The 26397-nt window shown below is 69.7% G+C and carries 21 protein-coding genes, 2 pseudogenes and 1 riboswitch; of the genes and pseudogenes, 9 read left to right on the top strand and 14 right to left on the bottom strand.

The window, feature by feature from the left end; genetic code table 11:
* Positions 1 to 3: 3 nt before the first annotated feature.
* A complete protein-coding gene (locus D5S19_RS11725) occupies positions 4 to 450 on the top strand; it encodes a pyridoxamine 5'-phosphate oxidase family protein (RefSeq protein ID WP_120023381.1) in 447 nt (148 codons plus the stop codon).
* Positions 451 to 1093: 643 nt separating this feature from the next.
* Here D5S19_RS11725 and D5S19_RS11720 read toward each other — a convergent pair.
* Positions 1094 to 1666, bottom strand: coding sequence for a Uma2 family endonuclease (locus tag D5S19_RS11720; protein WP_120023380.1), 573 nt, complete (start codon positions 1664 to 1666; stop codon positions 1094 to 1096).
* Between the two features lie 99 nt (positions 1667 to 1765).
* The gene (gene lepA / locus D5S19_RS11715; protein WP_120023379.1) at positions 1766 to 3616 is read right to left on the bottom strand and encodes a translation elongation factor 4; all 1851 of its coding nucleotides are present in this window, start codon (positions 3614 to 3616) and stop codon (positions 1766 to 1768) included.
* Between the two features lie 116 nt (positions 3617 to 3732).
* Here lepA and D5S19_RS11710 point away from each other — a divergent pair, with 116 nt between their 5' ends.
* Positions 3733 to 4320 carry a class I SAM-dependent methyltransferase gene (locus D5S19_RS11710; protein WP_120023378.1) on the top strand — a complete coding sequence of 196 codons (588 nt, stop codon included), beginning with the start codon at positions 3733 to 3735 and terminating at the stop codon, positions 4318 to 4320.
* Here the strand turns inward: D5S19_RS11710 and D5S19_RS11705 are convergent.
* Complete coding sequence (locus D5S19_RS11705; RefSeq protein WP_120023377.1) at positions 4317 to 4691, bottom strand: VOC family protein; 375 nt, start codon at positions 4689 to 4691, stop codon at positions 4317 to 4319. The two genes, D5S19_RS11710 and D5S19_RS11705, sit on opposite strands and share 4 nt — an antisense overlap.
* 23 nt (positions 4692 to 4714) lie before the next feature.
* Positions 4715 to 5578: a DMT family transporter gene (locus tag D5S19_RS11700; RefSeq protein WP_199730450.1), complete on the bottom strand. Its 864-nt coding sequence runs from the start codon at positions 5576 to 5578 to the stop codon at positions 4715 to 4717.
* A gap of 413 nt (positions 5579 to 5991) precedes the next feature.
* On the opposite strand from D5S19_RS11700, the gene rpsT reads away from it, so the two are divergent.
* On the top strand, positions 5992 to 6252 hold the full coding sequence (gene rpsT, locus D5S19_RS11695) for a 30S ribosomal protein S20 (RefSeq protein ID WP_120023376.1): 261 nt from the start codon (positions 5992 to 5994) through the stop codon (positions 6250 to 6252).
* Positions 6253 to 6641: 389 nt separating this feature from the next.
* Here the strand turns inward: rpsT and holA are convergent, their stop codons facing one another.
* Positions 6642 to 7613 carry a DNA polymerase III subunit delta gene (gene holA / locus D5S19_RS11690; RefSeq protein WP_120023375.1) on the bottom strand — a complete coding sequence of 324 codons (972 nt, stop codon included), beginning with the start codon at positions 7611 to 7613 and terminating at the stop codon, positions 6642 to 6644.
* A gap of 139 nt (positions 7614 to 7752) precedes the next feature.
* A riboswitch (SAM riboswitch) is annotated at positions 7753 to 7886 on the top strand.
* A gap of 13 nt (positions 7887 to 7899) precedes the next feature.
* Between holA and thrC the strand changes: the two genes are divergently transcribed.
* The gene (gene thrC, locus D5S19_RS11685) at positions 7900 to 9165 is read left to right on the top strand and encodes a threonine synthase (RefSeq protein ID WP_120023374.1); all 1266 of its coding nucleotides are present in this window, start codon (positions 7900 to 7902) and stop codon (positions 9163 to 9165) included.
* A 78-nt stretch (positions 9166 to 9243) separates the two neighbouring features.
* On the opposite strand, the gene D5S19_RS11680 is transcribed toward thrC, so the two are convergent.
* Together D5S19_RS11680 and D5S19_RS11675 are read right to left on the bottom strand one after the other, a co-directional pair.
* Positions 9244 to 11634 (bottom strand): ComEC/Rec2 family competence protein, encoded by a 2391-nt coding sequence (locus tag D5S19_RS11680; RefSeq protein ID WP_407641746.1) that lies wholly within the window; start codon positions 11632 to 11634, stop codon positions 9244 to 9246.
* Positions 11631 to 12383, bottom strand: coding sequence for a ComEA family DNA-binding protein (locus D5S19_RS11675; RefSeq protein WP_120023373.1), 753 nt, complete (start codon positions 12381 to 12383; stop codon positions 11631 to 11633). Before D5S19_RS11675 ends, D5S19_RS11680 begins: the two co-directional genes overlap by 4 nt.
* Before the next feature lie 141 nt (positions 12384 to 12524).
* On the opposite strand from D5S19_RS11675, the pseudogene D5S19_RS11670 reads away from it, so the two are divergent.
* Positions 12525 to 13343, top strand: a pseudogene (locus D5S19_RS11670) (DUF3626 domain-containing protein); the annotation flags it as partial.
* Positions 13344 to 13357: 14 nt separating this feature from the next.
* Here the strand turns inward: D5S19_RS11670 and D5S19_RS11665 are convergent.
* From D5S19_RS11665 to nadD, 5 genes are read right to left on the bottom strand one after another with little or no spacing between them, the layout of a single operon-like run.
* Positions 13358 to 14212 (bottom strand): DegV family protein, encoded by an 855-nt coding sequence (locus tag D5S19_RS11665; protein ID WP_120023372.1) that lies wholly within the window; start codon positions 14210 to 14212, stop codon positions 13358 to 13360.
* Positions 14213 to 14216: 4 nt separating this feature from the next.
* Positions 14217 to 14945, bottom strand: coding sequence for a diglucosylglycerate octanoyltransferase (gene octT, locus D5S19_RS11660; protein ID WP_120023371.1), 729 nt, complete (start codon positions 14943 to 14945; stop codon positions 14217 to 14219).
* A gap of 4 nt (positions 14946 to 14949) precedes the next feature.
* Positions 14950 to 15564 carry a histidine phosphatase family protein gene (locus tag D5S19_RS11655; protein ID WP_120023370.1) on the bottom strand — a complete coding sequence of 205 codons (615 nt, stop codon included), beginning with the start codon at positions 15562 to 15564 and terminating at the stop codon, positions 14950 to 14952.
* Positions 15561 to 15971 (bottom strand): ribosome silencing factor, encoded by a 411-nt coding sequence (gene rsfS, locus D5S19_RS11650; RefSeq protein WP_120023369.1) that lies wholly within the window; start codon positions 15969 to 15971, stop codon positions 15561 to 15563. The genes D5S19_RS11655 and rsfS overlap by 4 nt, the downstream gene beginning before the upstream one ends.
* A gap of 44 nt (positions 15972 to 16015) precedes the next feature.
* Positions 16016 to 16615: a nicotinate-nucleotide adenylyltransferase gene (gene nadD, locus D5S19_RS11645; protein WP_098514092.1), complete on the bottom strand. Its 600-nt coding sequence runs from the start codon at positions 16613 to 16615 to the stop codon at positions 16016 to 16018.
* A 180-nt stretch (positions 16616 to 16795) separates the two neighbouring features.
* On the opposite strand from nadD, the gene D5S19_RS11640 reads away from it, so the two are divergent.
* From D5S19_RS11640 to D5S19_RS33060, 4 genes and pseudogenes are all read left to right on the top strand, one after another.
* Entirely contained in the window at positions 16796 to 18904 is a 2109-nt protein-coding gene (locus D5S19_RS11640; RefSeq protein ID WP_120023368.1) for a RecQ family ATP-dependent DNA helicase, read from the top strand.
* A gap of 1083 nt (positions 18905 to 19987) precedes the next feature.
* The gene (locus D5S19_RS11635) at positions 19988 to 21280 is read left to right on the top strand and encodes an MFS transporter (RefSeq protein ID WP_120023367.1); all 1293 of its coding nucleotides are present in this window, start codon (positions 19988 to 19990) and stop codon (positions 21278 to 21280) included.
* 67 nt (positions 21281 to 21347) lie between these two features.
* The gene (gene argS, locus D5S19_RS11630; protein ID WP_120023366.1) at positions 21348 to 23078 is read left to right on the top strand and encodes an arginine--tRNA ligase; all 1731 of its coding nucleotides are present in this window, start codon (positions 21348 to 21350) and stop codon (positions 23076 to 23078) included.
* A gap of 74 nt (positions 23079 to 23152) precedes the next feature.
* Positions 23153 to 23362 (top strand): annotated as a pseudogene (locus tag D5S19_RS33060) (MerR family transcriptional regulator); the annotation flags it as partial.
* A gap of 301 nt (positions 23363 to 23663) precedes the next feature.
* On the opposite strand, the gene proB reads toward D5S19_RS33060, so the two are convergent.
* Together proB and obgE are read right to left on the bottom strand one after the other, a co-directional pair.
* Complete coding sequence (gene proB, locus D5S19_RS11620; protein WP_407641745.1) at positions 23664 to 24809, bottom strand: glutamate 5-kinase; 1146 nt, start codon at positions 24807 to 24809, stop codon at positions 23664 to 23666.
* Positions 24767 to 26293, bottom strand: a complete 1527-nt coding sequence (obgE, locus tag D5S19_RS11615) for a GTPase ObgE (RefSeq protein ID WP_120023364.1) — start codon at positions 26291 to 26293, stop codon at positions 24767 to 24769. Before obgE ends, proB begins: the two co-directional genes overlap by 43 nt.
* Positions 26294 to 26397: the final 104 nt, after the last annotated feature.

The following is a 26397-nucleotide window of genomic DNA, read 5'->3' as shown; positions in this document are numbered from 1 at the left end:
ACCATGACCTCAGATCTGGCTGAAGTACGCGCGCTGTCCCTCCAGGAGAACGGCCTCGCGACCATCTCGACCACCCGCGCCGACGGCACTGTGCACAGCAGCGTCGTCAACGCCGGAATCCACTCCGACCCGGTGACCGGCGCACCGTGCGTCGCCTTCGTCGCCCGCGGTGACGCCCGCAAACTCACCCTGCTCCGCCGCACCGGCCACGCGACCGTGACCTTCCGCCGCGGCTGGCATTGGGCCTCGGTCACCGGCCGTACCCACATCCTCGGTCCGGACGATCCGGATCCGGCCTTCCCCGCCACCGACCTGCCTGCCCTGCTGCGCGGGGTGTTCAAGTCCGCCACCGGCACCCACGACAACTGGCCCGAGTACGACCGCGTGATGGCCACCGAACGCCGCGCCGCGGTCTTCGTCACCACGGACCGGATCACCGGCGTGAGCTGACACCGGCCCCGCCCGGCCGGGCCGCCGCGGCGCCGCCCGAGTGCGCCGCCGGACTCCCGGTTCGTGGACGGCTCGATGCCGCCGCCGGACTTGCGGTTCACTGAAGGCTCGATGCCGCACCGCAGCGCACAAAACGGCCCCTTCCACGGCACACCAAACCGGCAAGTCCACCGTTTCGCCACCCAGCCCTGAGCCGGGTGCACACGGGAGCCTCAACCGGACGCGCCGACCGACCGACGTCAATTTCCACCCGCCAAGTCGATCACCGTCCGGCTACCCGATCACCACCCAACCCGCCCGCATCACCACCTATCAGCTTTGTCGCTCCCACCTCGGCTTGGTCACGTCCACCTTCAGTTTCGTCACGCCCACCCCGGCTTCGTCACGCCCACCTCCCATCCCATCGCCGCCTGCCTACCCACCGCGTCATCCCCCATCGCCACCCGGCCTGCTCAGCCACCACGCCGTCACCACCCAGCCTGCCTGTCACCACCCCTCGCCAGTTGCCCACCCAGTCACCGCTTCACCCAGCCGACCGCCATCCCGTCCACCCGTCGCCAACCCAGCTCACCCACCAGCACCCACCCCGGCAGAGCCACCCCGACCCAGCCGGACTCACCCGATCACCACTGCACCCGACCGGTCACCGCCCCGTCCGTCCGAGCAGTGCGTCCGGCACCAGCCGCACCGGGAACGGCCGTACCGCGTCGAATGGCTCGGCTCCGGCCGCCTTGGCGACCTGCTCGTAGCACCCGTCGCTGTCGAGTTCGAACGCGGTGATCGCCGGCTCCGCCGGATCGATCACCCAGTAGCTCGGCACACCCAGCCGCTGGTAGACGGCTTTCTTCGTGTTGAGGTCGTGGATGGCCGTACTCGGGGACAGCACCTCGACCGCGAGCACGGGCGGCGCGGGCAGATCCTTTTCGGTGAAGTCCTCGCTCCGCCCCACCAGGACATCCGGCTGCAGCTCGACCCGATCCCCGGAATGGACCGCGAACGGCGCCCCGAGAACGTCCAGCCCCTCCGGGCAGGTCGCGTCCAGTACACCGAAAAGCCGATAGGCGATCTTCTGGTGCCGGAAACCCGGAGCGGGGCTCACGACGAGTACTCCGTCGATGAGTTCGTAACGGCGGCCATCTTCCGGCATCCCCTCGAGGTCGCGCACCGTCATAGGACCTGCTCCGGCCGGATGCTCGATGTCCGTCATGACCGTCATGGTGCTCTCCTTTCCCTGTTCGCACCAGAGCACACCAGAGAGCACCGACAGAAACGGCGGCCCCGGAGCACCCGGAGCCGCCGTTCACCCGAAAGTGGATTACTTCTTACCCTTCCCACTGTCCTCAGTGGACAGTGCGGCGACGAAGGCCTCCTGCGGGACCTCGACCCGGCCGACGGTCTTCATCCGCTTCTTGCCTTCCTTCTGCTTCTCCAGCAGCTTCCGCTTCCGCGAGATGTCCCCGCCGTAGCACTTGGCGAGCACGTCCTTGCGGATGGCGCGGATCGTCTCGCGCGCGATGATCCGCGAACCGATCGCGGCCTGGATCGGCACCTCGAACTGCTGGCGCGGGATCAGCTCGCGCAGCCGCGTGGCCATCCGGTTGCCGTAGGCGTAGGCGGCGTCCTTGTGCACGATCGCCGAGAACGCGTCCACCGTCTCGCCCTGCAGCAGGATGTCCACCTTCACCAGGTCGGCCGCCTGCTCGCCGGACTCCTCGTAGTCGAGCGAGGCGTACCCGCGGGTGCGCGACTTCAGCGTGTCGAAGAAGTCGAAGATGATCTCCGCGAGCGGGATCGTGTACCGCAGCTCCACCCGGTCCTCGGACAGGTAGTCCATGCCCTGCAGGGTGCCGCGCTTCGCCTGGCACAGCTCCATGATCGTGCCGACGAACTCCGAGGGCGCGAGGATGCTCACCTTCGACACCGGCTCGTGCACCTCGGAGATCTTCAGCCCGGTCGGCCAGTCCGACGGGTTGGTGACCACCAGCTCGCTGCGATCCTCCAGGACCACCCGGTACACCACGTTCGGCGCGGTCGAGATCAGGTCGAGGCCGAACTCGCGCTCCAGCCGGTCGCGGGTGATCTCCAGGTGCAGCAACCCGAGGAAGCCACAGCGGAAGCCGAAGCCCAGCGCCACCGAGGTCTCCGGTTCATACGTCAGCGCGGCGTCGTTGAGCTGCAGCTTCTCCAGCGCCTCACGCAGCTCCGGGTAGTCCGAGCCGTCCACCGGGTACAGGCCGGAGAACACCATCGGTTTCGGCTCGCGGTAGCCGGCCAGCGGCTCCTTCGCGCCGTTGCGCTCCGCGGTCACGGTGTCGCCGACCTTCGACTGGCGCACGTCCTTCACGCCGGTGATCAGGTAGCCGACCTCGCCGACGCCGAGCCCCTTGCTGACCTTCGGCTCCGGCGAGATGATGCCGACCTCGAGCAGCTCGTGCGTGGCCCCGGTGGACATCATCCGGATCTTCTCGCGCGGGGTGATCTTCCCGTCCACCACGCGGATGTAGGTGACCACGCCGCGGTAGGTGTCGTAGACCGAGTCGAAGATCATCGCCCGTGCGGGCGCGTCCGCGTCGCCGACCGGCGCCGGGACCTGGCGCACGCACTCGTCCAGCAGCTCGGCCACGCCCACGCCGGTCTTGGCCGACACGCGCAGCACGTCCGAGGGCTCGCAGCCGATGATGTGCGCGATCTCCGCGGCGTACTTCTCCGGATCCGCCGAGGGCAGGTCGATCTTGTTCAGCACCGGGATGATGTGCAGGTCGTTCTCCAGCGCCAGGTACAGGTTCGCCAGCGTCTGGGCCTCGATCCCCTGCGCGGCGTCGACCAGCAGGATCGCGCCCTCGCACGCTTCGAGCGCGCGGGAGACCTCGTAGGTGAAGTCGACGTGACCGGGCGTGTCGATCAGGTGCAGCACGTGATCGACCCCGCCGACCTGCCACGGCAGCCGGACGTTCTGGGCCTTGATCGTGATGCCGCGTTCCCGCTCGATGTCCATGCGGTCGAGGTACTGCGCGCGCATGGCCCGCTCCTCGACGACGCCGGTCAGCTGCAGCATCCGGTCGGCCAGCGTCGACTTGCCGTGGTCGATGTGGGCGATGATGCAGAAGTTGCGGATGAACTCCGGCGGCGTGAAGGTGGTGTCGGCGAACGTCTTGGGCGCTGTCACTCGGGCTGTCCTCGGGCTGGTCGGAAGTGTCCGGCTCCCATGTTCCCATGGACCTCCGGGTGCGGGTGGGGGTCATCCCCGATGCGGGGCCACGGCGCTCGTGGTGACCTCGAAGTATGACCACTTCACCCTCCCCCGGCGCCGCGGTGGACCGGGCGTTCGGCCACCCGAGCGGCCTGCTCGGCCGCATCGGCGGCAGGCTGATGGCGTTCGCCAACGCGGCCACCGAGCAGCGCATCGTCGACCTCGCCCAGCTCGAACCCGACGAAACGGTGCTGGTCACCGGCCCCGGACCAGGGCTCGGCCTGGACGCCGCGAGCCGGCTGGCCGGCAAGGTGATCGGCGTCGAGCCATCCGGCGAGATGCGCGAACTGTGCCGTGTCCGCTGCGGCGACCGGGTCGAACTGCGTGCCGGCACGGCCGCACACACCGGATCCGCGGACGCCAGCGTGGACGTCATACTCACGGTGAACAACGTCCAGCTGTGGGACGACCGGCCGGCCGCGTTCGCCGAGCTGTTCCGCGTGCTGCGCCCCGGCGGACGGCTGTTGCTGTCTGCGCACGAAAAGCTCCTGTCGGTTACCCGTCACGAACTGGCCGACGAAGCCGCCGAAGCGGGCTTCACCGACCTGCAGACCTGGACCTGGGAGCCGCCGGGCTTCACCGCGCTGGCCGCGCAACTGCGAGCGCGTAAGCCGGGCTAACGGCTGTCGCGGCGCAACGGGTGATCTTCGGGGACTTCGACGAGCACGATCCGCAGACCGTCCGGATCGGTGATCCACGCCTCGTCCGTCCCCCACGGCTCGCGCTGAGGCCCGCGCACCGGCTCGACCCCACGGGCGGCCAGGTCGGCGAGCACCGCGGGCAGGTCGCGGACCTGCAGGAACAGGTTCACGTCCGGGCTCGGCGCGGTCTGCCCGGAGCCGACCACCTCGATCGAGCCGCCGCCGGCGAAGAACCGCGTGCCACCAGGGAATTCGCGCTCGACGGCCAGGCCGAGAGTGTCGCGATAGAAGGCCGTCGAGACCTGCGGATCACGCGGGTGGATCAGCATCCGGCTGCTCAGTACTTCCATGGCTGCATGCCTACCGGAGTGGTTCAGGCCACCGCAATCGCAGCGATCCCGGCCAGCACCACGACCGAGCCGACCAGCCGGCGCACCGCGTTGCGCTCCCCCAGCAGCAGCCACGCTGCAACCCCGCCGAAGACGATCGACAGCTCCCGCGCAGGCGCAACGAGGCTCACCGGCGCGATCTGCAGCGCGTACAGCACCAGCAGGTACCCCAACGGCGAAGCAACCCCGACGACCAGCACCTCGCGACGATGCTCCCGCCACAGCCGTCCGACCTCGACTCGGCCACGTACGGCCGTTGGCGCCAGCAGCACGCTCTGTAGGAGCGCTCCACCACCGAAGTAGACGAGCGGCGGCACGCCCACCGTCGTGACCGACTGCGCGTCCCAAAGCGTGTACGCCGCGATCATGGCACCAGTGAGCACGCCGTAGAACACGCCTGCCCGCCGTGCCTCTTCGCCCGCGTGGCTGCCGCCGAGACTGATCACGAGTACTCCCGCCACCACGAGGACCGCCCCGATCAGCCCAAGCACGCCGGGCCTCTCGTGCAAGAGGAGAACCGCCACGAGCACCGACAACAGCGGCCCGGTCCCGCGCGCGAGCGGGTACACGAGCGACAGATCGCCGACGTGGTAGCCGCGCTGCAGCACGATCCCGTACCCGACATGGAGCACCGCGGTGACGAGCGCCGCCCCCAGCCAGCTCCACTGTGGACGCTCCGGCTCGACGACCAGCGCCACCACCACGAACGGCAGCAAGAGGACTGCGGAAACCGTGTAGTACAGCCAGACGAACTGCGCACCCCCGCCGGAAACCCGCTTGGCCGCGAGATTCCAGACCGCGTGCACGACCGCGGCGGCGAGGACCATGGACAGAGCAGTGCCGTTCACGAGAACCCTTCTGGTCTTGGGCGCATGCCGAAGACCGGGTTCCTCCAGGCTTTTGTCCCGTCAGATGAACGACCGGCACCCTGCCCGGCCGACGGTGCCGCTCGGACCAGCCCCGCCGGACCTCGTTGTCACAGCGCCCGCACAAGACGGACGACGGCCCGGCGACGGAACCCTAGGCACTACCGGATACCACCGTAACCGAGGCGGCAAGGGCGTATCGGACGACTGCCAGCCCCAAGATCCGGGCCGAAGGAAATCCGGGCACCTCGCAGGGCCGCCGAGCTGGGCTGTTAAGCTTTCCCTTCGTCGCCGTGCGGCATTCCGTCAGGGAGGAAACCCGGTCGCCTTCGCGGGCGCTGCCGGAGCCAGTACGTCGCGGTGACGACCTTCATCGAGTGAAAGAGGACGCCTCCATGGCCAATATCAAGTCGCAGATCAAGCGCATCACCACGAACGAGAAGGCGCGGCAGCGCAACCTGGCGATCCGGTCCTCGGTGAAGACCGCGATCCGCAAGTTCCGCGAGGCCGCCGAGTCCGGCGACAAGGACAAGGCCCTCGAGCTGCAGCGCGAGGCCGCTCGCAAGCTCGACAAGGCGGTCACCAAGGGCGTCATCCACGCCAACCAGGCCGCGAACAAGAAGTCGGCGATCGCGAAGCGCGCGAACCAGCTCTGAGCCGGTTCGCCTGAAGGCCCGGTGACCTCGGTCGCCGGGCCTTTTCGTATGCCCAGGTGACCTCGGGCCACGCAACCTCGTCCTGGTCCTACCCGTCAACGGCCTGCCCGCACCGTTCGTGCTGCGATGTCCCACGACCTGCGTTCCGTCTGCCACCCGAAGGACTCACAGCACACGCAGGGTCGCGTGGAACAGCACCCCCACCGCCGCGTCATGCACCCGGTCTCACGTCCTGGACCGGGACCCCGTTCCCCGGACGACCGCAGTTCTTGCGCCGGAACCCGCCGCCTTCGACCGATCCGGTCTTCGGTACCTGCCGCATACCCTCCGGATGACCAGGGAACGCGGCCACGCCACCGCGCCGGACGACGGCGCCGGACGATCGGGGTTCAGCGGTCGCCCCTCGCGACGACCACCTCGACGACGGCTCGTTCCAGGGCGTAGTCCGCGTCCGCGGCGGCGCCTTTCACCTCGGCGTTCAGCCTGGCCACGACGCGCATCGCGGTGGCAAGGCCATCCTGGCCCCAGCCCCGGGACTGGCCCTGTGCCTTGCGGATCTTCCACGGCGGCATGCCGAGCTCGCCGGCCATCTGGTTCGGGTTGCCGCGCCCGGCGGCGGACACCCGCGCGATGGTGCGGACGGCGTCGGCCAGCGCGTCGGCGACCAGCACGTGCGGGACGCCCAGCTGCATCGCCCAGCGCAGCGATTCCAGCGCGGCGGCTCGGTCACCGGCCACGGCCTTCTCCGCCACCGCGAACCCGGTCACGTCGGCGCGGCCGGTGTGGTAGCGGCGTACCGCCTGCTCGTCGATCACGCCGCCGGTATCCGCGACCAGCTGGGTCGCCGCCGAGGACAGCTCGCGCAGGTCGGAGCCGACGGAGTCGAGCAGAGCCGACACGCCCGCTGGGTCGATCTTCCCGCCCGCACGGCGGACTTCGTTGCGTACGAACGATTCCCGTTCGGCGGGTTTGGTGAGCTTCGGGCATTCGGTGATCTCCGCGCCTGCCTTCTTCAGCGCGCCCGGCAGCACTTTGGCCGCCTTGCTGCGCCCGCCGCCGCTGTGCACGACCACCAGCACCACCCCCTCCGCCGGGGCCTTCAGGTAGGCGAGCACCGCGTCGGACAGGTCCTGCGAAATGTCCTGCGCCGACTCCAGCACGATCACCCGCCCCTCCGCGAACAGCGAGGGGCTGACCAGTTCGGCCAGTTCGGGCGGTGTGAGTTCAGACACCCGAATCCGGGTCAGGTCGGCCGTCGGATCGGCGGCCCGCGCCGCGTCCAGCGCGGCGCGCACGGCCCGTTCGATGAGCAGTTCTTCCTCGCCCGTGACGAGGTGCAGCGGCGCGGGTGCGGTGGTCACCCGGCCATCCTCTCACCCGGCCGGCAGTCCGCCCGCTCCGGTGATCTGGACCGCCTCCATGGCACGAGGTGATCGGTGTGCCGTACGGTGTGGCCCAGGCGGCATCCACATCCACTGCGGTGCGCCCACAACTGAATACCGCTCATCCAGAGGGGCAGAGGGAACGGCCCGACGAAGCCCCGGCAACCGGCGTACAGCCTGTCATCCCGCGATCGCGGGATAGCTGACGAACACGGTGCCAATTCCGGCCCGCCATGGCGGGACAGATGAGGAAAGGAACCTCGCGATGACCGCATCCCTCGGCACGGACCCCGCCCGCACCACGCTCGATCTCGGCCCCGCCGTCGAGCTGGTGTCGAAGGAAGAGGGACACCGGCAGCCGCTCGCCCCGGAATTCGTGTCCGCGGAGGACTTCTCACCGCTTGAGGTGGCCTACGACTTCGGCCGCGTACGCCGTGAGGACATCGAGGCGGGCCCGAAGAACATCTGGCGCTACAAGAAACTCCTTCCCGTCCCCTCGACCGTCGAGCAGATCCCGAACACCGAACCGGGCGGTACCCGGCTCGTGCGCGCCGACCGGCTTGCCAAGGCACTCGGCCTGAAGACCGTGTGGGTCAAGGACGACACCGGCAACCCCACCCACTCGTTCAAGGACCGTGTGGTCGCGGTGGCACTCGCCGCGGCCCGCGAGTTCGGCTTCGAGGTCCTCGCGTGTCCCTCGACCGGCAACCTGGCCAACGCGACCGCGGCCGCCGCCGCGCGCGCCGGCTGGCGGTCGGTCGTGCTGATCCCGAAGAGCCTCGAACGTGCCAAGATCCTCACCACCGCGGTCTACGACGGCGACCTGATCGCTGTCGACGGCAATTACGACGACGTGAACCGCCTCGCCACTGAGTTGGCCGCCGAGCACCCGAAGTGGGCGTTCGTGAACGTCAACGTCCGCCCGTACTACTCCGAGGGCTCGAAGACGCTCGGCTTCGAGGTCGCCGAACAGCTCGGCTGGCGCCTGCCGGAACAGATCGTGGTGCCCATCGCCTCCGGTTCCCAGCTGACCAAGGTGGACAAGGGTTTCCGCGAGTTCGGTCAGCTCGGCCTCGTGGAAGCCAGCCCGTACAAGGTGTTCGGCGCCCAGGCCACCGGCTGCTCCCCGGTGTCGACGGCGTTCCGCAACGGGCACGACGTGGTCCAGCCGGTGAAGCCGGACACCATCGCCCGTTCGCTCGCGATCGGCAACCCGGCCGACGGCCCCTACGTGCTCGACGTGGTCCACCGCACCGGCGGCGCGATCGAGGACGTCACCGACGAGGAGGTCGTGGAGGGCATCCGGCTGCTCGCGCGCACCGAAGGCATCTTCACCGAGACCGCGGGCGGGGTCACCGTCGCCACCGCGAAGAAGCTGCTGGAGACCGGCAAGCTCGACCCGGACGCGGAGACGGTGCTCCTGATCACCGGCGACGGCCTCAAGACCCTCGACGCGGTGGAGAACCACCTCGGCCCGAAGGCGACGGTGCCGCCGTCCACGGAGGCCGTGAGCAAGGCACTCGGCTACTGACACGACGGTCCGGTCGTATCCGGTCGCCGCCGTTCGGTGACCGGACACGAACCGGCACGCCACCGGCACTGGCAGCAGCTAGTGCGGTGGTCCCCGTGGCTCACCCCTGCGCGCGACGACAGGCCCACCGTCGCCGGGAAGTACCGCGGTGTCCCCGTCGACGTCGGTCCGGGTGATCAGCGCACCCAACGCCCCCAGAACGTCCACTGTGGACTTGCTGGGATGCCCATATCCATTGCCCGCACCGACGCTGATCAACGCCGCGCGCGGCCTTACCGCAGCAAGGAACTGCGGCACGGAGTATTTCGAACCGTGGTGCGGCACCTTGAGCACATCCGCGGTCAGGTCCACTCCCCCGGCCAGCAAGTCCGCCTGCGCGGCCAGTTCGACGTCCCCGCTCAGCAGCACCCGGCCGGCAGACGTGGTGGCGCGCAGCACCACTGAGCTGTTGTTGATCATCGTGCCATCCTGGAGGGCAGGCGATCTGGTAGTCGCGTAACGCGGCCCGAGCACGTCGAGAGACAAGCCCGGCCAGTCGAGCCGCCGGCCCTGGTTCAACTCCACCAGCGGTACCCGGTGCTTCGCGGCCTCGGCCGAGACCTGCTGCCATGCCCACGCAGGCGCCCGCCCCGGCCCGACCGCGACCGCGCCGACGGCTCTCCCCTCGAACACCGACGAGAGCCCGCCCACATGGTCGGCGTGCAGGTGGCTCAACACGATCAGCGGCACCCGGTCCACACCGAGCCGGTTCAGGCATTCGTCGACCGGCCCCGGTTCCGGCCCGGTGTCGACCACCACCGCACGCCCGGGTTCTCCGGTCGCCAATACGAGGGCGTCCCCCTGTCCGACGTCGCATTCGACTGCGGCCCAGTCCTTCGGCGGCCAGCCGAGCTCCAGCACCCGGGCAGGCACCACCGCCAAGAGCACCACCACCAGCCCGACCGCCACGAACACTCGCAGACGCCGGAATCGCAGCGCCACCACGGCGAGGATCATCAGTCCGGCCGCCCACAGACCCCCAAGCCAGCCACCCGGCCAGCCGAGCACGGCGCCAGGTGCGCGCGCACCGTGGCGAGCCACAGTGATCAGCCACCGCGCCTCAGGATCTGCCAGCCGGATCAACAAGTGCCCGGCACCGCTCCACCACGGCCCGACGACGGTGGCCAGCACTCCCAGCACAGTGACCGGCGCGACCACCGGTGCAGCAAGCACATTCGTGAGCACCGAGACCAGGCTGACCGTGCCTGCCATCCCGGCGATCACCGGCGCGGTGACCACGAACGCGGCCAGCGGGACCGCAAGACCTTCCGCGTAACCCGGCGGAATCCCTCGGCGGGCCAAGGAATCCGCCCACTTCGGCGCGATCAGCACCAGCCCGGCGGTGGCGAACACCGACAATGCGAACCCGAAGTCCGCCGCCATCGCCGGGTCCCATCCGACGAGCACACACACCGCGAACGAGAGCGCGGGCAGTGCGGAGCCACGGCGCCCCAACGCCAGCGCGAGCAGCCCGACAGCGCCCATCATCCCGGCCCGCACCACACTCGGCTCCGGTCCCACCAGCACCAGGAAGCCGAGCAGACATACACCGGCGGCTACTGCGGACAATCTCGGCCCGGCGCGCAGTAACCTGCACAACAGCAGTACCGCGCCACAGATAATCGCAACGTTGCCACCGCTCACAGCCATCAAATGGGTGAGACCCGAGGCAGTGAACTCTTGCTCCACCTGTTGCGGCAGCGCGCTGGTGTCGCCGATGACGAGACCGGGCAGCAAGCCGGCCGGTTCCTCGGGCAACACGGAGCACAACGAGTGCAGCCCGCTCCGCAATGTCTCCGCCGCGCGTTGCCACCATGGCGCCGGACCGACGTCTACGGGTCGGTCGCGCACGGAGAGCACCGCCGCCGTCAGATCGCCGCCCCGTGCGGAGCTGAGCCGCCCGGTGGCCGTCACCTCTTGGCCGGGCAGCAACGCTCCCCATCCCGCTACCGGCGCGAGCAGGAGTACCCGCCCCGTCGAGTCGACTGCCTGACCGTCCACAGTGGCCGCTTCCACTACCGCGGGGACGGCGACTGACCGAGCACCGGCTTGCTGATCGGCGTAACCCGCTCTGTGAATGGGCCGCGGACGCTCGCTGACCTCGATCCGGAGCAACGCGGCGGTTCCGCGGACAGCGGCTGACGCGAGAGGATCGTGTTCCGCGTCGTGAATACGCGCCGCGGTGGGGATCGCAGCGACCAATCCGAGGAGCAGCAACGCTCCCCCGGCACCGACGAACCGCCGACGACCGCAGATCAGCAGGACCAGCGCCACGACTGCCGCGAGCGCTCCGGTGAGAACCGCGACCCACCAGCCGAGCTGTAGTCCGCCAAGTGCACCCGCCCATCCCGCCACCGCCGCCGGAACGAGGCGGAAATCGTGATCACGCCAGGAATTCATCTGCGGGTCCGAGCGGCTGGTGATCGTCATCCGACCACCACTTGCGCGCGCAACTTCTCAAACTTACTCTCCCCAATACCGTCGACCTCGCGAAGCTGCTCGACGCTGGTGAAACCGCTGTGCTGGGTACGCCAGTCGATGATGCGCCGCGCTGTGACCTCGCCGACTCCGGGAAGGGTGTCGAGCTGTTCGGGCGTCGCGGAGTTCAGGTCGATCTTGCCGGGCGCAGCCCCGGCGCCTGCCGGAGCGGCCTGGGCCGCCGGCAGGCCGACCGCGAGCTGTTCGCCGTCGGTGAGCTTGCGCGCCAGATTGAGACCGGAAAGATCGATGCCCGGGACCGCGCCGCCCGCCGAGCGCAGTGCGTCGGCCACCCGCGAACCGGGCGGAACCGTGACGAGCCCCGGATTCCGTACTCGCCCAATGACGCTGACGACGAGTTTCGCCGCCGACGATGAGGACGCCGCACCCGCTTCGTGCCCCTGAGCACGAGCACTTGGCAGCGGCGGGGCTACCTCCGCCGCTGGAGATCCGCCGAACACCACGAAGCCGACCACCACGACCACGGCAGCGAGCGCTGCGGAAATGCCGACGAGCACGCCTCGACGGCCGAAGATCGCGGGCAGGCCGGGGTGCCCGGGGTCGTTGCCCCCGGGCAGCCAGCGGCGGACGAGCCGACCACCGGGCCCGACCGTCTGCGGGCCCGCGGCCAGCTGGTCGGCCAGCCAGGCGAGCCTGGCGTTGACGGGAGTGCCCGGATCACGGGCGGATTGCTCGAACACACGATCGACGCTAGCGGCTGGACCGGCCGTCGGCGAGCAAGTTCCGCGGGGGCTGTGGACAACCCACCCCTTGTGGACAACTCGGCCCCCGAAGCCATTAATCGCCTTGGTTCTTCAGGACCGGCGTGCACTATGGCTTCCATGCCATCTCCTTCAGCACGGGCACTCACTCACGTCACCGCACAGTCCGCAGGCGAACCGGTGGAACCGGCCTGGCGGGTAACCCTGCACTTCCACCCGGATCGGCTCGCCGGCGGCGTACCGATCCTCGACCGCATGGCCGACGATGGCCGATACCGCTCGCAGTTCGAAACCGGTACCGGCAACGGTGGGCTGACCGCGTATCCCGGTGGCGACCGGTGGCGCTGGGAAAGCCGGATCTTCGCCGGCGCCTACGACAATGCGCCACCGGCGGATCGGCCGGTCTACGGTGCGTTCAATTTCCGCGCACGTCGGGTCGGCGGCTCGCCGCGATTCGGCTCGGCGCACTTCCGGCTGGCCGCACATACCTTGGCTCGGACCACGTTCTGCTATCCGGACAGCGTGTTCGAACCCACGAATTTCGGGGTTTCCGCCCGGCTCTCACCCTTGATCGCGCAGGCTGCAGCAGACGACAAAGACCCCTTGGACGATTACGTGGAGGCGCACGTACACGGCGGCCTGGATCTGCGCCGGGATGTCGAGGCGCTCGTGCTCGATCCGGTTCATCGGGGCACTCCGACGGAGAACTCCGCGCTGCGGCTCGGCTGCCCGATCGAATGGCACGGCGGTTTCACGCTTGCCGTTGCGGAACTCCGCCGCCATCCGACGTACCGGGGCGCGGAATTCGTCACGCTCGGCCTCTCCCTCGCACAGGACGGGCGGCTCGATCCGGCGGTACTCGGCACCGCCTCCCGGTCCGGGAAGCACGACGAACAGGCGCTCAAACGCGTGTGGCACTACGTGGCGAGATTCGGAAGTCCCGAGATGCGGGCTCACTCACCCGCGGCCCGCTGCACGACCACGCCGAGCACTCCGGGACCGGTGTGCGCGCCGATCACCGCACCGATTTCGGAGACCACGCACCCGCCGCCGCAGCCCGGAATCGCTTCCTCCAGCCGGTTCGCCAGCTCGACTGCTCGTTCCGGCGAGGCGAGGTGGTGTACCGCCAGTTCGACCGGCCCGGTACCGGCGGCACGCACGGACAGCTCGACCAGTCTGTCCATCGCCCGGTTCATCGTGCGGACCTTCTCCAGCGGCAGGATCCGTCCTTCGGACATGTGCAGCACCGGTTTCACCGCCAGGGCGGTGCCGAACAGCGCGGCCGCGGATCCGATCCGCCCGCCGCGACGCAGGTGTTCGAGCGTCTCGACGACGAACAGTGTCGAGGAACGCCTGGCGGCGTCCACTGCCGCGGCTTCCACCTCGGCGGGGCCGGCACCGCTTGCCGCGACGGCCGCCGCGTGCAGTGCGGAAAAACCCAAACCCATTGCCGTGGTACGGGAATCGACCACCCGAATCCGGTCGGAACCCACCTCCTCGGCCGCGATCACCGCGGCCTCCCAGGTGCCGGACAGCTCGCTGGACAGGTGGATCGAGACCACCGCGTCCGAACCCGCATCGAGTGCGGCTCGGAACTCGGCGGCGAACTCCGCGGGCGTGGGCCGGGAGGTCGTGATGATCTTGTGCTCGCCCAGCGCTTCCGCGAGCGCGGCCGGGCCCATGGCGACACCGTCCAACGAACTGACACCGTCTACCAGGACATGCAGAGGCACCACCCGCACCGCGTGCCGCTCGGCGAAGCCTTCGGGCAGGTGCGCGGTGGAGTCCGTGACCACGGCGACCGACACGCGCTCAGCCTACGTTGCCGACGCGGACATACGGCGCGATCAGCTTCGCCATCGCAGTGCCGAACGCCTCATGTCCCGCCCATCCCCAGTGCATACCGTCCGGATTTCCCGCACCACTGAGCACGTGTTCGGCGATAGCGCCGGGCGTGTCGAGCAACGGAACTTCGCGCTGCGCAGCCCACGATGTGAGCGAAGCGACCGCTGCGGCACGCCCCGTGTGTACCCGGCCGTATGCATCCGCGCGGTGCACCGACGGCGCCATTCCGAACACCGGCAACTCGGGACGCAGTGCGCGCAACGCTTCGACGGACTGATCGAGGAAGCCGACCGTCAGGTGCGCCGGCAGGACCCGGGGACGCCCGCGCAAAGCGATGGACAATTTCGGCTGAGCGGCCAGATACGCGCCCCGGACGACGTGGCGCACGCGCTCGGGCCGCAAATACCGCAGACCTTGGCGGAGATAGGTAGGCAACGGCGACGGCAACGTGTCCATGCTGCCCACCCCGAGCACGACGGCGTCCACGCGGTGCAGATCGGCCCAGACTCGAGGATCGCCGGTGAGCGACCACCAGAGATCGCGCGCGGTCCAGCCGATCCCGGCGACCAGATCGGCGCGGCCGGAAAGGACGTTCGCAGTGACATTGGGCCATAACCGCGGCTCATCCGCGGCGCAGGGGCCCTCGGGTCCGTGGAAACTCAGCGAATCGCCGAAGACGAGCAGGTGCGGGCCCATCAGCTCAGCCGGTGATCCCCGCGTTGTAGGCGTGCAGCCGCCATTTTCCGTCCCGGCGGCCGAGCTCCACCCAGTGGCAGTTCATGATCCCGCCCAGCGACGGCCAGAGCCCGACGGGCAGATCGAGCAGCTTGGCGGTGAGCGCGACGATCAGCCCGCCATGGGTGGCCAGCAGCACCGCGTCGCCGACCTCGGAGTTCGGGGCCAGCAGGTCCTCGACCACCTCGGTGGCCCGCTCGGCGACGTCCACGCGCGACTCGCCGCCGGGTGGCGCCCACGCGGCGTCGGCGCGCCAGCGGGCGCGGTCACCGGGGTAGGCCTCGTCGACCTCGGGGCCGGTCATGCCCTGCCATTCGCCGAGGTGCGTTTCCCGCAGCCGCTTGTCGATGCGCAGCGGCACGCCGATCGCTTCGGTGAGCACGGTCGCGGTGTCGGTGGCCCGGTGCAGATCCGAGGCGATCACCAGATCCGGGGAAAACCGGGCAAGCGCGGGGATGGCGAATCGCGCCTGGTTCCAGCCGACCGGGGTCAGCGCGGAATCCAAGTGCCCCTGCATGCGGCCGGCGGCGTTGTAATCCGTCTCGCCGTGCCGCCACAGCAGCAGCCGCCCCGGGCTCACGCCCGCCGGCCCTCCGCGTCGTCGCCGGGCACCTCTGCGGGTACCGGCTTGAGCCCTTCGACCTCGATCCGCGGGCAGTCTTTCCAAAGCCGCTCGAGCCCGTAGAACGAACGCTCTTCGACATGCTGCACGTGGACCACGACGTCGACGTAGTCCAGCAGCACCCAGCGGCCCTCGCGAGCCCCTTCGCGACGGACCGGCTTGTGCCCGTCGATGCGCAGCTTCTCTTCCACGTTGTCGACGATCGCGCCGACCTGCCGCTCGTTCAGCGCGGACGCGATCACGAAGGCGTCGGTGATCACGAGCTGGTCGGACACGTCCAGCACGATCACATCGCTGGCCAGTTTGTCGGCGGCCGCGTGCGCTGCCGCCACCGCCAGGTCCCGCGCCTCGGACGTCGCTGCCACAGTGCTCCTTCGGATTCGGGGTACGCCCGGAAGAGAGTACCCGGTCAGCCGTCGCGGTCCTTGCGGTACAGGTCCTTCTTCGCGATGTAACGCACCACACCGTCCGGCACGAGGTACCAGACCGGCTCCCCGCGCTCGACGCGCTCGCGGCAGGCGGTGGACGAGATCGCCATCGCGGTGACCTCCACCAGGCTCACCTTGCCGCTGGGCAGATGATGCGAATTGAGCCGGTAGCCGGGCCGGGTGACCCCGATGAAATGCGCGAAGTCGAACAGCTCGTCCGCCTTGTGCCAGGTGAGGATCTGCTCGAGTGCGTCCGCTCCGGTGATGAAGAACAACTCGTCGTCCGGGTACTCCTCGTGCAGATCCCGGAGCGTGTCCACGGTGTAGGTCTGGCCGCCACGGTCGATGTCCACCCGGCTCACCGAGAACACCGGGTTGGAGGCGGTCGCGATCACCGTCATCAGATAGCGGTCCTCGGCCCGGGTGACCCGGCGACCCACCTTCTGCCACGGCTGGCCGGTGGGGACGAAGATGACCTCGTCGAGCGCGAACCTGGACTGGACCTCGCTCGCCGCGACGAGGTGGCCGTGGTGCACGGGGTCGAAGGTGCCACCCATGACCCCGATCCGGCGTGGTGACATAGCTGGTGAGCCTATACGCGCGCAGGCGCGGCGGCTGCCCCTCCGGACTGCGACGTGGCTAACCCTGAATCGGCCAGACTGTGACATGAGTCACATAACCCTGGGTTTCCGAGTGTGAGCGGCCCGTTCGCTCCGCATCCGGCTCCTGCTTTGTCGGGGGCATGGGGTAGACGTGGGGATGTGGACACCACCGAGACCCTGCGAACCCGCGCCGAGACACTGCTCCGCGCGCTCGCCGGGGAGACCGCCCAGCTTCGTGACGACCAGTGGACCGCCATCGAGGCGCTGGTCGCCCACCACCGGCGCGCGCTCGTCGTGCAGCGCACCGGATGGGGCAAGTCGGCGGTGTACTTCCTGGCCACGGCGCTGCTGCGGGAGCGGGGCGCGGGGCCGACGGTGATCGTCTCGCCGCTGCTCGCGCTGATGCGCAACCAGATCTCCGCGGCGGCGCGCGCCGGGATCCACGCGGCGACCATCAACTCGGCCAACGCGCAGGAATGGGATCAGGTCCAGGCGACCGTGGCGACCGGCGAGGTGGACGTACTCCTGGTCAGCCCCGAACGGTTGAACAACCCGGACTTCCGCGACCAGGTGCTGCCGAAGCTCACCGCGGAGGCCGGGCTGCTGGTGGTCGACGAGGCCCACTGCATCTCCGATTGGGGACACGACTTCCGGCCGGACTACCGGCGGCTGCGCACACTGCTGGGCGAGCTGCCGGACGGCGTGCCGGTCCTCGCCACCACGGCGACCGCGAACGACCGAGTGGCCACCGACGTCGCCGAGCAGCTCGGCATCGGCGACGATGCGGGCACCCTGGTGCTGCGCGGGCCGCTCGACCGGGAGAGCCTGCGGCTCGCGGTCGCGGAGCTGCCCACCGACGAGGCCCGGCTTGCCTGGCTCGCCGAGCACCTCGCGGATCTGCCCGGGTCGGGGATCATCTACACGCTCACCGTGGCGGCCGCGCACGACGTCACCGCATTGCTGAGCGACCGCGGGTACCCGGTGGCGGCCTACACCGGCAAGACCGATCCGGCCGACCGGCAGGCTGCGGAGGACGATCTCCTGGCGAACCGGGTCAAGGCGCTCGTGGCCACCTCGGCGCTCGGTATGGGGTTCGACAAACCGGACCTGGGATTCGTCGTGCACCTGGGCGCGCCGTCCTCGCCGATCGCGTATTACCAGCAGGTCGGCCGAGCTGGGCGCGGGGTGGAGAGGGCCGAGGTGGTGCTGCTGCCGGGCCGCGAGGACAAGGCGATCTGGGCCTATTTCGGCTCGCTCGCCTTCCCGGACGAGCTGCGGGTGTCCCAGGTGCTGAACGCGCTTTCCTACGCCGACCGTCCACTTTCGACAGCCGCGCTGGAGCCGTCGGTCGAGCTTTCCCGGTCGCGGCTGGAAATGGTGCTGAAGGTGCTCGATGTGGACGGTGCGGTCCGCCGGGTGCGAGGCGGCTGGGAAAGCACCGGGCAGCCGTGGGAGTACGACCGCGAGCGGTACGCGCGGGTCGGCACGGCGCGGGCGGCGGAGCAGGACGCGATGCTCGGCTACCTGGCGACCACGGGGTGCCGGATGGAGTACCTCCGCAAGCAGCTGGACGATCCGGAGGCGGCACCGTGTGGCCGGTGCGACAACTGTACCGGGCAGCACTGGGACACCGCGGTATCCGAGGAGATCGCCGGCGCGACGCGGGAACGGCTCGACCGGCCCGGCGTCGAGATCGCGCCACGCAAGCAGTGGCCGAGCGGGATGAGCGGGCTCGAGGTGCCGCTGTCCGGCCGGATCGCGGCGGGCGAACAGTCCGAGCCGGGTCAGGTGCTGGGCAGGCTCACCGACGTCGGCTGGGGTGGCCGGCTGCGTTCGCTCGTCGGGCCGGGCTCGGCCGACGCCGAAGTGCCGGACTCGGTGTTCGACGCGTGCGTGAAGGTGCTTGCCTCGTGGCAGTGGAAGCAACGCCCGGTGGCGGTGGTCGCGATCCCTTCGGCGACGCGGCCACAGCTGGTCGACAGCCTCGCCTTGCGGTTGTCCGCGATCGGGCGGCTGGACTACCTCGGCGAACTGGCGTCGGCAGGCCCGCCGCCCCGGCAGGCGAACAGCGCCCAGCGGCTGGCGGATCTGTGGCGGCGGCTGAGCCTGCCGGAGCCGTTGGCCGAGGCACTGGCCGGGACGCACGGACCGGTCCTGCTGGTGGACGACGTGATCGACACCGGCTGGACGATGACGTTGGCCGCCCGTCTGCTCCGGACCGCGGGTGCGGACGCGGTGCTGCCGTTCGCGTTGGCCAGCACGGCCTGAGCCGGCTCCGGGGTGCGCGGGGTCGGAAAGGGGCGGGACCTGGAAAGAGGGTGAGGAAGGAGCGGATCCGGAACCAACGGGGCGTGGTCAAGTCGATGGCGTTGGTGAATGGCGGCAGGCTGGTTCAGGAAGGCGCCGGTCGATGGTGCCGATGGACGGAGGGGACTGAGTGAGCGATCTGGGTGAACCGGGCGTGTGAGCGGCCCGGTCCGCCAGGGCGGGTGTGCCGGGCGAGCGATCTGGGAGAGCTCGGCTTGACGGTGTGCGTGGGCGGTGTGAACAAGCGGCGCTGGCGGCCTCGATCGCGCGGCGTGGGCAAATCCGGACCGGCGGCGTGCTTGTGCGGCCTCGGATAGGGCGTCGGCGCGCCGGGACGGTGGTGCGGCGAGTCGTCCTGATGTGTGGCTCCGTAAGGGCTAACCGGGTCCGTAAGGCAGCCGAGTGGCCTGAGCGCAAGACTTGGCAGACGGGCTGTGGCGAACGCACATCTCGTCCCGGGTACGCAGAGACACGGCGGGAGCTGAGGGAGCGAGTGGGCGGTTCGATTGGGCTGTTCCCTGACCCCGAGCGACCGGAAATCCCGGTTTCGGCGGGGCTCATCGGCCGAGGAGTATGCGGGCACTGCGGCACGTCGAAGCCCGGCCAGAGCGGGCAACAAGCAGGTCCGCGGCGCCCGGACGCGCCGGACCCCAGCACGCCAAGCCCTAGCCGGACGAGCAGGACCCAGCACACCGGGCCTGACCGGGTCACGCACCACGCAGACCCAGCCCCGACCGGCCAGGCACCACGTGCGCCAAACCCGACGAGCGGCAGGCACAGGCACCAGGCACACCCAGTTCGACCAGGTCAGGCACCACGCACACCCAGCCCGACCAGGCCAGGCACCACCGGTACCAGACCCCACGAGCCAGCAGGCACGCCAGACCAGCCCGAACCGGCCGACAGGCACGACCGGCACCGAGGGGAAGGCGGGTCCCGGGACTCGGCAGGAACTGATCAGGAGCCGATTCGGCAAGAACTACCGAGGCCGGGCGGTTTCTGGCAAAGTGCCGTCCTGTTTCGGGTGAGACGGGGAGGTCGGGAATGGGCGAGCCGGCGGTGGCCGACGGGACGGCGCGGCATCGGTTGCCGGTGCGGAAGTTGTTCGCGGCCAGTGCGGGGAACGCGCTGGAGTGGTTCGACTGGACGATCTACGCGACGTTCAGCATCTACTTCGCGGCGGCCTTCTTCCCGGCAGGGAACGACACGCTGGCGTTGATCAACACGTTCGCCACCTATGCGCTCGCGTTCTTCTTCCGGCCGCTCGGTGGGGTGCTGCTCGGGCGGTTCGCGGACGTGCGCGGGCGCAAGCCGGCGATGATTCTCACCATCGGGTTGATGGCGGGCGGGTCCGTGGCGATCGGGGTGCTGCCGACGTTCGAACAGGTGGGATGGCTGGCGCCGGTGCTGCTGCTCGTCGCGCGGATCGCGCAGGGGCTTTCGCTCGGGGGTGAGGTGTCCAACGCCTCCGCCTACCTCGGGGAGATCGCGCCGAGCGAACGGCGGGGGCGGTATTCCTCGTTCTTCTACATCTCGACCGGGTCGGCGGTGCTGGTCGCGACGGTGCTCGGGTTCGTGCTCGCGCGGACGATGGACAAAAGCCAGCTGAGTTCGTTCGGCTGGCGGATTCCGTTCCTGCTGGGCGGAGTGCTCGGCGTGGTCGGGCTGTGGTTGCGCCGCAGTCTCGCCGAAAGCGAGCTGTACCAACGAAAGAAGGAACAAGCCCGGCGCGTCGAACGGCCGTTGCGCACCACGCTCACGCACCACCCGCGTGCGGTCGGGCAGCTGGTCGGGTTCACGATGCTGTCGACGCTTTGCTACTACACGTTCTTCAGCGCGCTCACCTCGTTCGCGGTGAAGAACCGGGGCGCGGACGACGTCGACACCTTCCTGGCGTTGTCCATCGGCACCGCGTTGTTCGTCGCGCTCCAGTACCCGATGGGGGCGCTCGCCGATCGGGCGGGGCGCAAACCGCAGCTGCTCGTGTGGGCCGGGGCGACGGCGCTTGTGATCGTCCCGCTGTCCTACCTCGTGCGGCCGGGGCTCGGTGGGTTACTCGTCGTGTTCTGCGTGGGACTCGGGCTCTACACGGCGATGACCTCGCTCGCCCCGGCGATCATGAGTGAGCTGTTCCCGACCGAACTGCGCGGGCTGGGCATCGGCGCCTGGTACAACCTCACCGTCGCGGTGTTCGGCGGCACCGCTCCCCTGGTGCTCAACGCGCTGTCCGCGGCGGGGGCCGGGACGGCGTTCTTCTGGTACGTGGCAATCGCGGCGGCCATCGCGTTCCTGGTCATCCTGCGCCTGCCCGAGACAACGGGCACTGAGCTGCAGTAATCCATTCGAGACCGTCCGCGCAGAGTCGATACGCTGCGGCGATCCGCCGACGCGAAGGAGGGACACCGTGCAACCGCAGCTCGAAGTGAACGAGGACTTGGCGCGACGCGTGGTAGCCGCCATCGGCCGCGCGTTCGGTCTCGATCTGGCCCCTGCCGAAGCGCTCATCGCAGTGTCCACACGCGACGGTGTGGACTACCAGTGCAACCTGGCGATGAGCCTGGGCAAACGACTCGCCACCCCACCCCGTGAAGTGGCCAGGCGGATCCTGGAACACCTCGACCTCGGGAATGTCCTGGAGCCGCCGGAGATCGCCGGGCCCGGGTTCCTCAACTTCGTGTTGCGCCGAAGCTGGCTCGAGGACCGGGTGCACGCGCTGGCCGGGGACGACCGGCTCGGCGTGGCGCCGGAGGAGCAGCCCCGCCGCATCGCGCTCGACTACAGCAGTCCCAACGTCGCGAAGGAAATGCACGTCGGGCACCTGCGGTCCACGGTGCTCGGCGACGCGATCACCCGGCTGCTGCGGTTCGCCGGGCACGAAGTGCTGCCACACAACCATCTCGGCGACTGGGGCACGCCGTTCGGCATGCTCATCGAGCATCTGCTTGACAAACCACCGGCGGCCCGCAGCGGGATAGGCGACCTGAACGCGTTCTACCAGACCGCACGGCGGAAGTTCAACAGCGACGAGAAGTTCGCCGCGAGATCTCGTGAGCGCGTGGTCAAGCTGCAGAGCGGAGACCTCGAAACCCTTGCGGTCTGGCAGGAACTCGTCGACGAGTCGACTCGGCACTTCAACGAGGTCTACCGAAGTCTCGGCATCACGCTGACCGACGCCGACATCTACGGCGAGAGCTTCTACAACCCGTACCTCGCGAATGTTGTACACGAGCTGGAAGCAGACGGGCTCACCGAGATCAGCGACGGCGCGGTCTGCGTGTTCCCCGAAGGCTTCCACAACCGCGAAGGCGACCGCCTTCCGCTGATCGTCCGCAAACGCGACGGCGGCTATGGCTATGCGGCCACGGACCTCGCCACGGCGAAGTATTGGACCACGGAACGTGGCGCCACCGATCTGCTGTACGTGGTCGGCACACCGCAGGCACAGCACTTCGCGATGCTGTTCGCGGTGTGCCGCGCAGCAGGCTGGCTAGACGGCGTACACGCCAAGCACATCGGGTTCGGCTCCGTACTCGGTACGGACGGCAAGGTGATGCGGACGCGCGCGGGCGAGACGATCAAGCTCGCCGACCTGCTGGACGAAGCGGTCTCCCAAGCCGCGGAAGTCGTCGCCGAACGCAGTGAATTGGGCGCGGACGAACAGCGTGCCGTCGCGCACGCTGTCGGCATCGGCGCGGTGAAGTACGCCGACCTGTCCGGTGACCGCGAGCGTGACTACGTGTTCGACTGGGGTCGCATGCTGGCGAAGGACGGCAACACCTCCGTGTACCTGCAGTACGCACACGCACGCATCGAGTCGATCCTTACGAAAGCAGGTAACCGCAGCGACGACACGGCCGTGCTACTCGCCGAACCAGCGGACCGCGCACTCGCGCTCACCCTGTTGCGCTTCGGCGAGGCCATACGAGCAGCAGTGTCCGCGTACGCGCCGCACAAGCTGTGTACGTACCTGTACGACGCCGCAGTCGCGTTTTCTCGCTTCTACGAACAGTGTCCGGTGCTCGCTGCAGAGAACGCCGAGCTACGCGCTTCCCGGCTCCAGCTGGCAGCGTTGACCTCGCGCACCTTGGTGCTCGGGCTGGGGCTGCTCGGCATCGAAGCGCCGCAACGTCTGTGACCGGCGGCGGTGATCGGTGGCGATGCGTTGCCGCGGCAGCGCAGGTGCGGAAAGGAAACAGCGGGCGCGAGCAAATGCAGATCGGTGAATTCGCCGAGCGTACCGGCCTTTCCCTGCGCACCATCCGCTACTACGAGGAAGTCGGGCTGTCGTGCCGAGCGCGCGCAGCCAGGGCGGGTTCCGCCTGTACACCGAACCGGACATCGACCGGCTACAGCTGATCAAGCGGATGAAGCCGCTGGGCTTCCATCTGGAGGAGATGCGCGAGGTGCTCGCCATCCTGGACCCGTTTGTCGGGCAGCCCACCGGTCGACGATCCGGCCGGGTTCAGCGGCACCGCCGAACAGGCCTGCCGCGATCTGCGCGCGAAGCTCGCCGCGGTCGGCGGGTCGCGGAGATTCGGGGCGGCCTCGGGTGTGGTTCGGGGTAGCCGGAACCGTCGGCTGCCGCAGGGAAGGGGTTCAGCGGCACCAAGATCCGCGTGCACCCCGTTCGCGGCGCTGCCCCATGGGAAATTCGTAGCTGGAACGGCCGATCAACGCAGCCAACTCCGCCGCGTCGAGTCGGCGGGAGACACACGGCGACTCAACGACGCAACGGCACCAAATCATCCGCATGTACCACCTCACGACGCTGCTCCACCGGAAGCTCATGACTGGAGCGGCCGATCAACGCAGGCAACTCCGCCGCATCGAAGGCGACCACGCCGCGGGCGACCGGGAGGTCGGCCGGGTCGACGAGGTCGACCACGTCGCCGGCCTGGAAATCGCCGTCGAGGCCGGTGATGCCGGCGGACAGGAGCGAGCGGCGGCGCAGGATGGCCTGGACCGCGCCTTCGTCGAGGCGGAGTTTTCCGGTGGCGTCGGTGGCGTAGCCGAGCCAGAAACGCCGGGCGGACAGGCGGGTGTCGGCGGGGGTGAACGCGGTGCCGACCTCGGCCGTGCCGAGCGCGTCGGCGGCGTTCGCGGCGGCGGCGAGCAGGACGGGGATGCCGGCGCCGGCGGCGGTGCGGGCGGCGGCGAGTTTCGAGACCATGCCGCCGGTGCCGAGGCCGGAGGAGGACATGCCGACCGAGATTCCGTCCACATCGGACTCGCTGTGCACCTCGGCGATACGGCGGGTGGCACCGGCGCGTGGATCCCCGTCGTACAGTCCGTCCACATCGGACAGCAGGACGAGTGCGTCGGCGCCGATCAGGTGGGCCACCAGTGCGGCCAGCCGGTCGTTGTCGCCGAACCGGATCTCCTGGGTGGCCACGGTGTCGTTCTCGTTCACCACGGGCACCGCGCCGAGGGCGAGCAGCCGGGAGAAAGTGCGCTGCGCGTTGCGGTAGTGGGACCGGCGGACCACGTCGTCCGAGGTCAGCAGGACCTGGCCGACGGTGAGCGCGTAACGGCCGAACGACTCCGCGTACGCGTGCGCGAGCGCGAGCTGGCCAACGCTCGCGGCGGCCTGCTGGGTGGCCAGGTCACGCGGGCGTTTGCCCAGCTCCAGCGGCGCCAGGCCGGCGCCGATCGCACCCGAGGACACGAGCACGATCTGCGCGCCGCGCCGTGCCCGGTCGGCGATCGCGTCGACCAGCGCGTCCAGCCGGGCCACGTCGAGCCCGCTGCCCGCAGTGGTCAGCGCGGACGAGCCGACCTTGACCACGAGCCTGCGGGCCTCGGCGATCTCCTGCCGGGTCCCGTTCACCGGTCCTGCTCCGGGTCGGCCGGATCCTCGCCGGTCCATACCTCGCCGAGGTCGTCGGTGAGGCCGGCCGGCTCGTCGTCCGGGCCGTCCTCGGGCTCGTCCGGGCCGTCCCGGCGGATGCGCCGGGCTTCCTTGCGTTCGGCCGCGCCAACCCGGTCGTTGCGCTCCAGCCGGACGTCGGTGCCCCGGCCGGACAGATGCACGGCGGCCCCCGGCGTGGACGGCTCCCATTCGAACTGGATGTCGCCGATGGTGACCGGGCTGCCCGGTTTCGCGCCGCGTTTGGCCAGCGCGTCCTCGACGCCGAGGCGGTTGAGGCGGTCGGCCAGGTAGCCGACCGCCTCGTCGTTGGCGAAGTTGGTCTGCCGGATCCAGCGTTCCGGCCGGGCGCCCCGGACGACGAACGCGCCCTCCTCTTCGGGGTCGGGCGACACGGTGAACCCGGTGTCGTCGACCGCGAGCGGGCGCAGCACGATCTTTTCCGGTTCCAGCACCGGCTGTGCCTCGCGATAGGCCGTGACCACCTCGGCGAGGGCGAAGCTCAGCTCCCGCAGGCCCTTGCGCGAGGCAGTGGACACCTCGAACACCCGCAGCCCGCGTTCCTCGAAGTCGGCGCGCACGAACTCGGCCAGCTCCGCCGCCTCCGGGACGTCGATCTTGTTCAGCACGACCACTCGCGGGCGCTCGTCGAGTTTGCCTCCCAGGCCCGGGGTGTAGCGGGCCAGCTCCGCCTCCAGTGCGTCCACATCGGACACTGGATCGCGGCCGGGTTCGAGGGTGGCGCAGTCGACCACATGCACCAGTACCGCGCAGCGCTCGATGTGGCGCAGGAAGTCCAGGCCGAGACCGCGGCCCTCGGAGGCGCCCGGAATCAGGCCGGGCACGTCGGCCATCGTGTACACAGTGGACCCGGCGGTGATCACGCCGAGGTTCGGCACCAGCGTGGTGAACGGGTAGTCGGCGATCTTCGGCTTGGCCGCGGACAGCACGGAGATCAGCGAGGACTTGCCCGCGGACGGGAAGCCGAGCAGCCCGACGTCGGCCACCGAACGCAGCTCCAGCACCAGGTTGCGGCTCTCCCCCGGCTCGCCCAGCAGCGCGAACCCGGGTGCCTTGCGGGCCCTCGAGGCCAGCGCCGCGTTGCCCAGCCCGCCCCGGCCGCCCTGCGCGGCGACGAACCGGGTGCCCGGGTTGACCAGGTCGGCCACCAGTTCGCCGTCCTCGGTGAACACCACGGTGCCGGCCGGTACGCGCATCTCCAGCGGCTGGCCCGCGGCGCCGTTGCGGTTGCTGCCCATGCCCATCTTGCCGTTGCCGGCGCGGGCGTGCGGGCGGAAGTGAAAGTCGAGCAGAGTGTGCACGCTGGGGTCGACGACGAGGGTGACGTCGCCGCCGTTGCCGCCGTTGCCGCCGTCCGGGCCGCCGAGCGGCTTGAACTTCTCACGGTGCACCGAGGCGCAGCCGTTGCCCCCGTCACCGGCGGTCAGATGGATGACCGCACGGTCCACGAACCGGGACGCCATGACCTTGCACCTTTCCCTGCACACGAAAAACGGCGCGGCTCACGCTGGGTCTGCCAGCGGCCGCACCGTGGGGGTTTCCGGGGTCTCGGCCCCCGGGCTAACAC

This window comes from Amycolatopsis panacis (assembly GCF_003600245.1).
Lineage (GTDB): Bacteria > Actinomycetota > Actinomycetes > Mycobacteriales > Pseudonocardiaceae > Amycolatopsis > Amycolatopsis sulphurea.
Note: the sequence above shows the minus strand (reverse complement) of the source record. Positions and strands in the feature narration are given on the sequence as shown.

Coding starts and splice junctions, on each gene's coding strand:
- D5S19_RS11725 (WP_120023381.1), top strand. CDS start 4: ATGACCTCAGATCTGGCTGAAGTACGCGCGCTGTCCCTCCAGGAGAAC.
- D5S19_RS11720 (WP_120023380.1), bottom strand. CDS start 1,666: ATGACGGTCATGACGGACATCGAGCATCCGGCCGGAGCAGGTCCTATG.
- D5S19_RS11710 (WP_120023378.1), top strand. CDS start 3,733: ATGACCACTTCACCCTCCCCCGGCGCCGCGGTGGACCGGGCGTTCGGC.
- D5S19_RS11705 (WP_120023377.1), bottom strand. CDS start 4,691: ATGGAAGTACTGAGCAGCCGGATGCTGATCCACCCGCGTGATCCGCAG.
- rpsT (WP_120023376.1), top strand. CDS start 5,992: ATGGCCAATATCAAGTCGCAGATCAAGCGCATCACCACGAACGAGAAG.
- thrC (WP_120023374.1), top strand. CDS start 7,900: ATGACCGCATCCCTCGGCACGGACCCCGCCCGCACCACGCTCGATCTC.
- D5S19_RS11680 (WP_407641746.1), bottom strand. CDS start 11,634: ATGACGATCACCAGCCGCTCGGACCCGCAGATGAATTCCTGGCGTGAT.
- octT (WP_120023371.1), bottom strand. CDS start 14,945: ATGGGCCCGCACCTGCTCGTCTTCGGCGATTCGCTGAGTTTCCACGGA.
- nadD (WP_098514092.1), bottom strand. CDS start 16,615: ATGTCACCACGCCGGATCGGGGTCATGGGTGGCACCTTCGACCCCGTG.
- D5S19_RS11635 (WP_120023367.1), top strand. CDS start 19,988: ATGGGCGAGCCGGCGGTGGCCGACGGGACGGCGCGGCATCGGTTGCCG.
- proB (WP_407641745.1), bottom strand. CDS start 24,809: ATGGACCGGCGAGGATCCGGCCGACCCGGAGCAGGACCGGTGAACGGG.
- obgE (WP_120023364.1), bottom strand. CDS start 26,293: ATGGCGTCCCGGTTCGTGGACCGTGCGGTCATCCATCTGACCGCCGGT.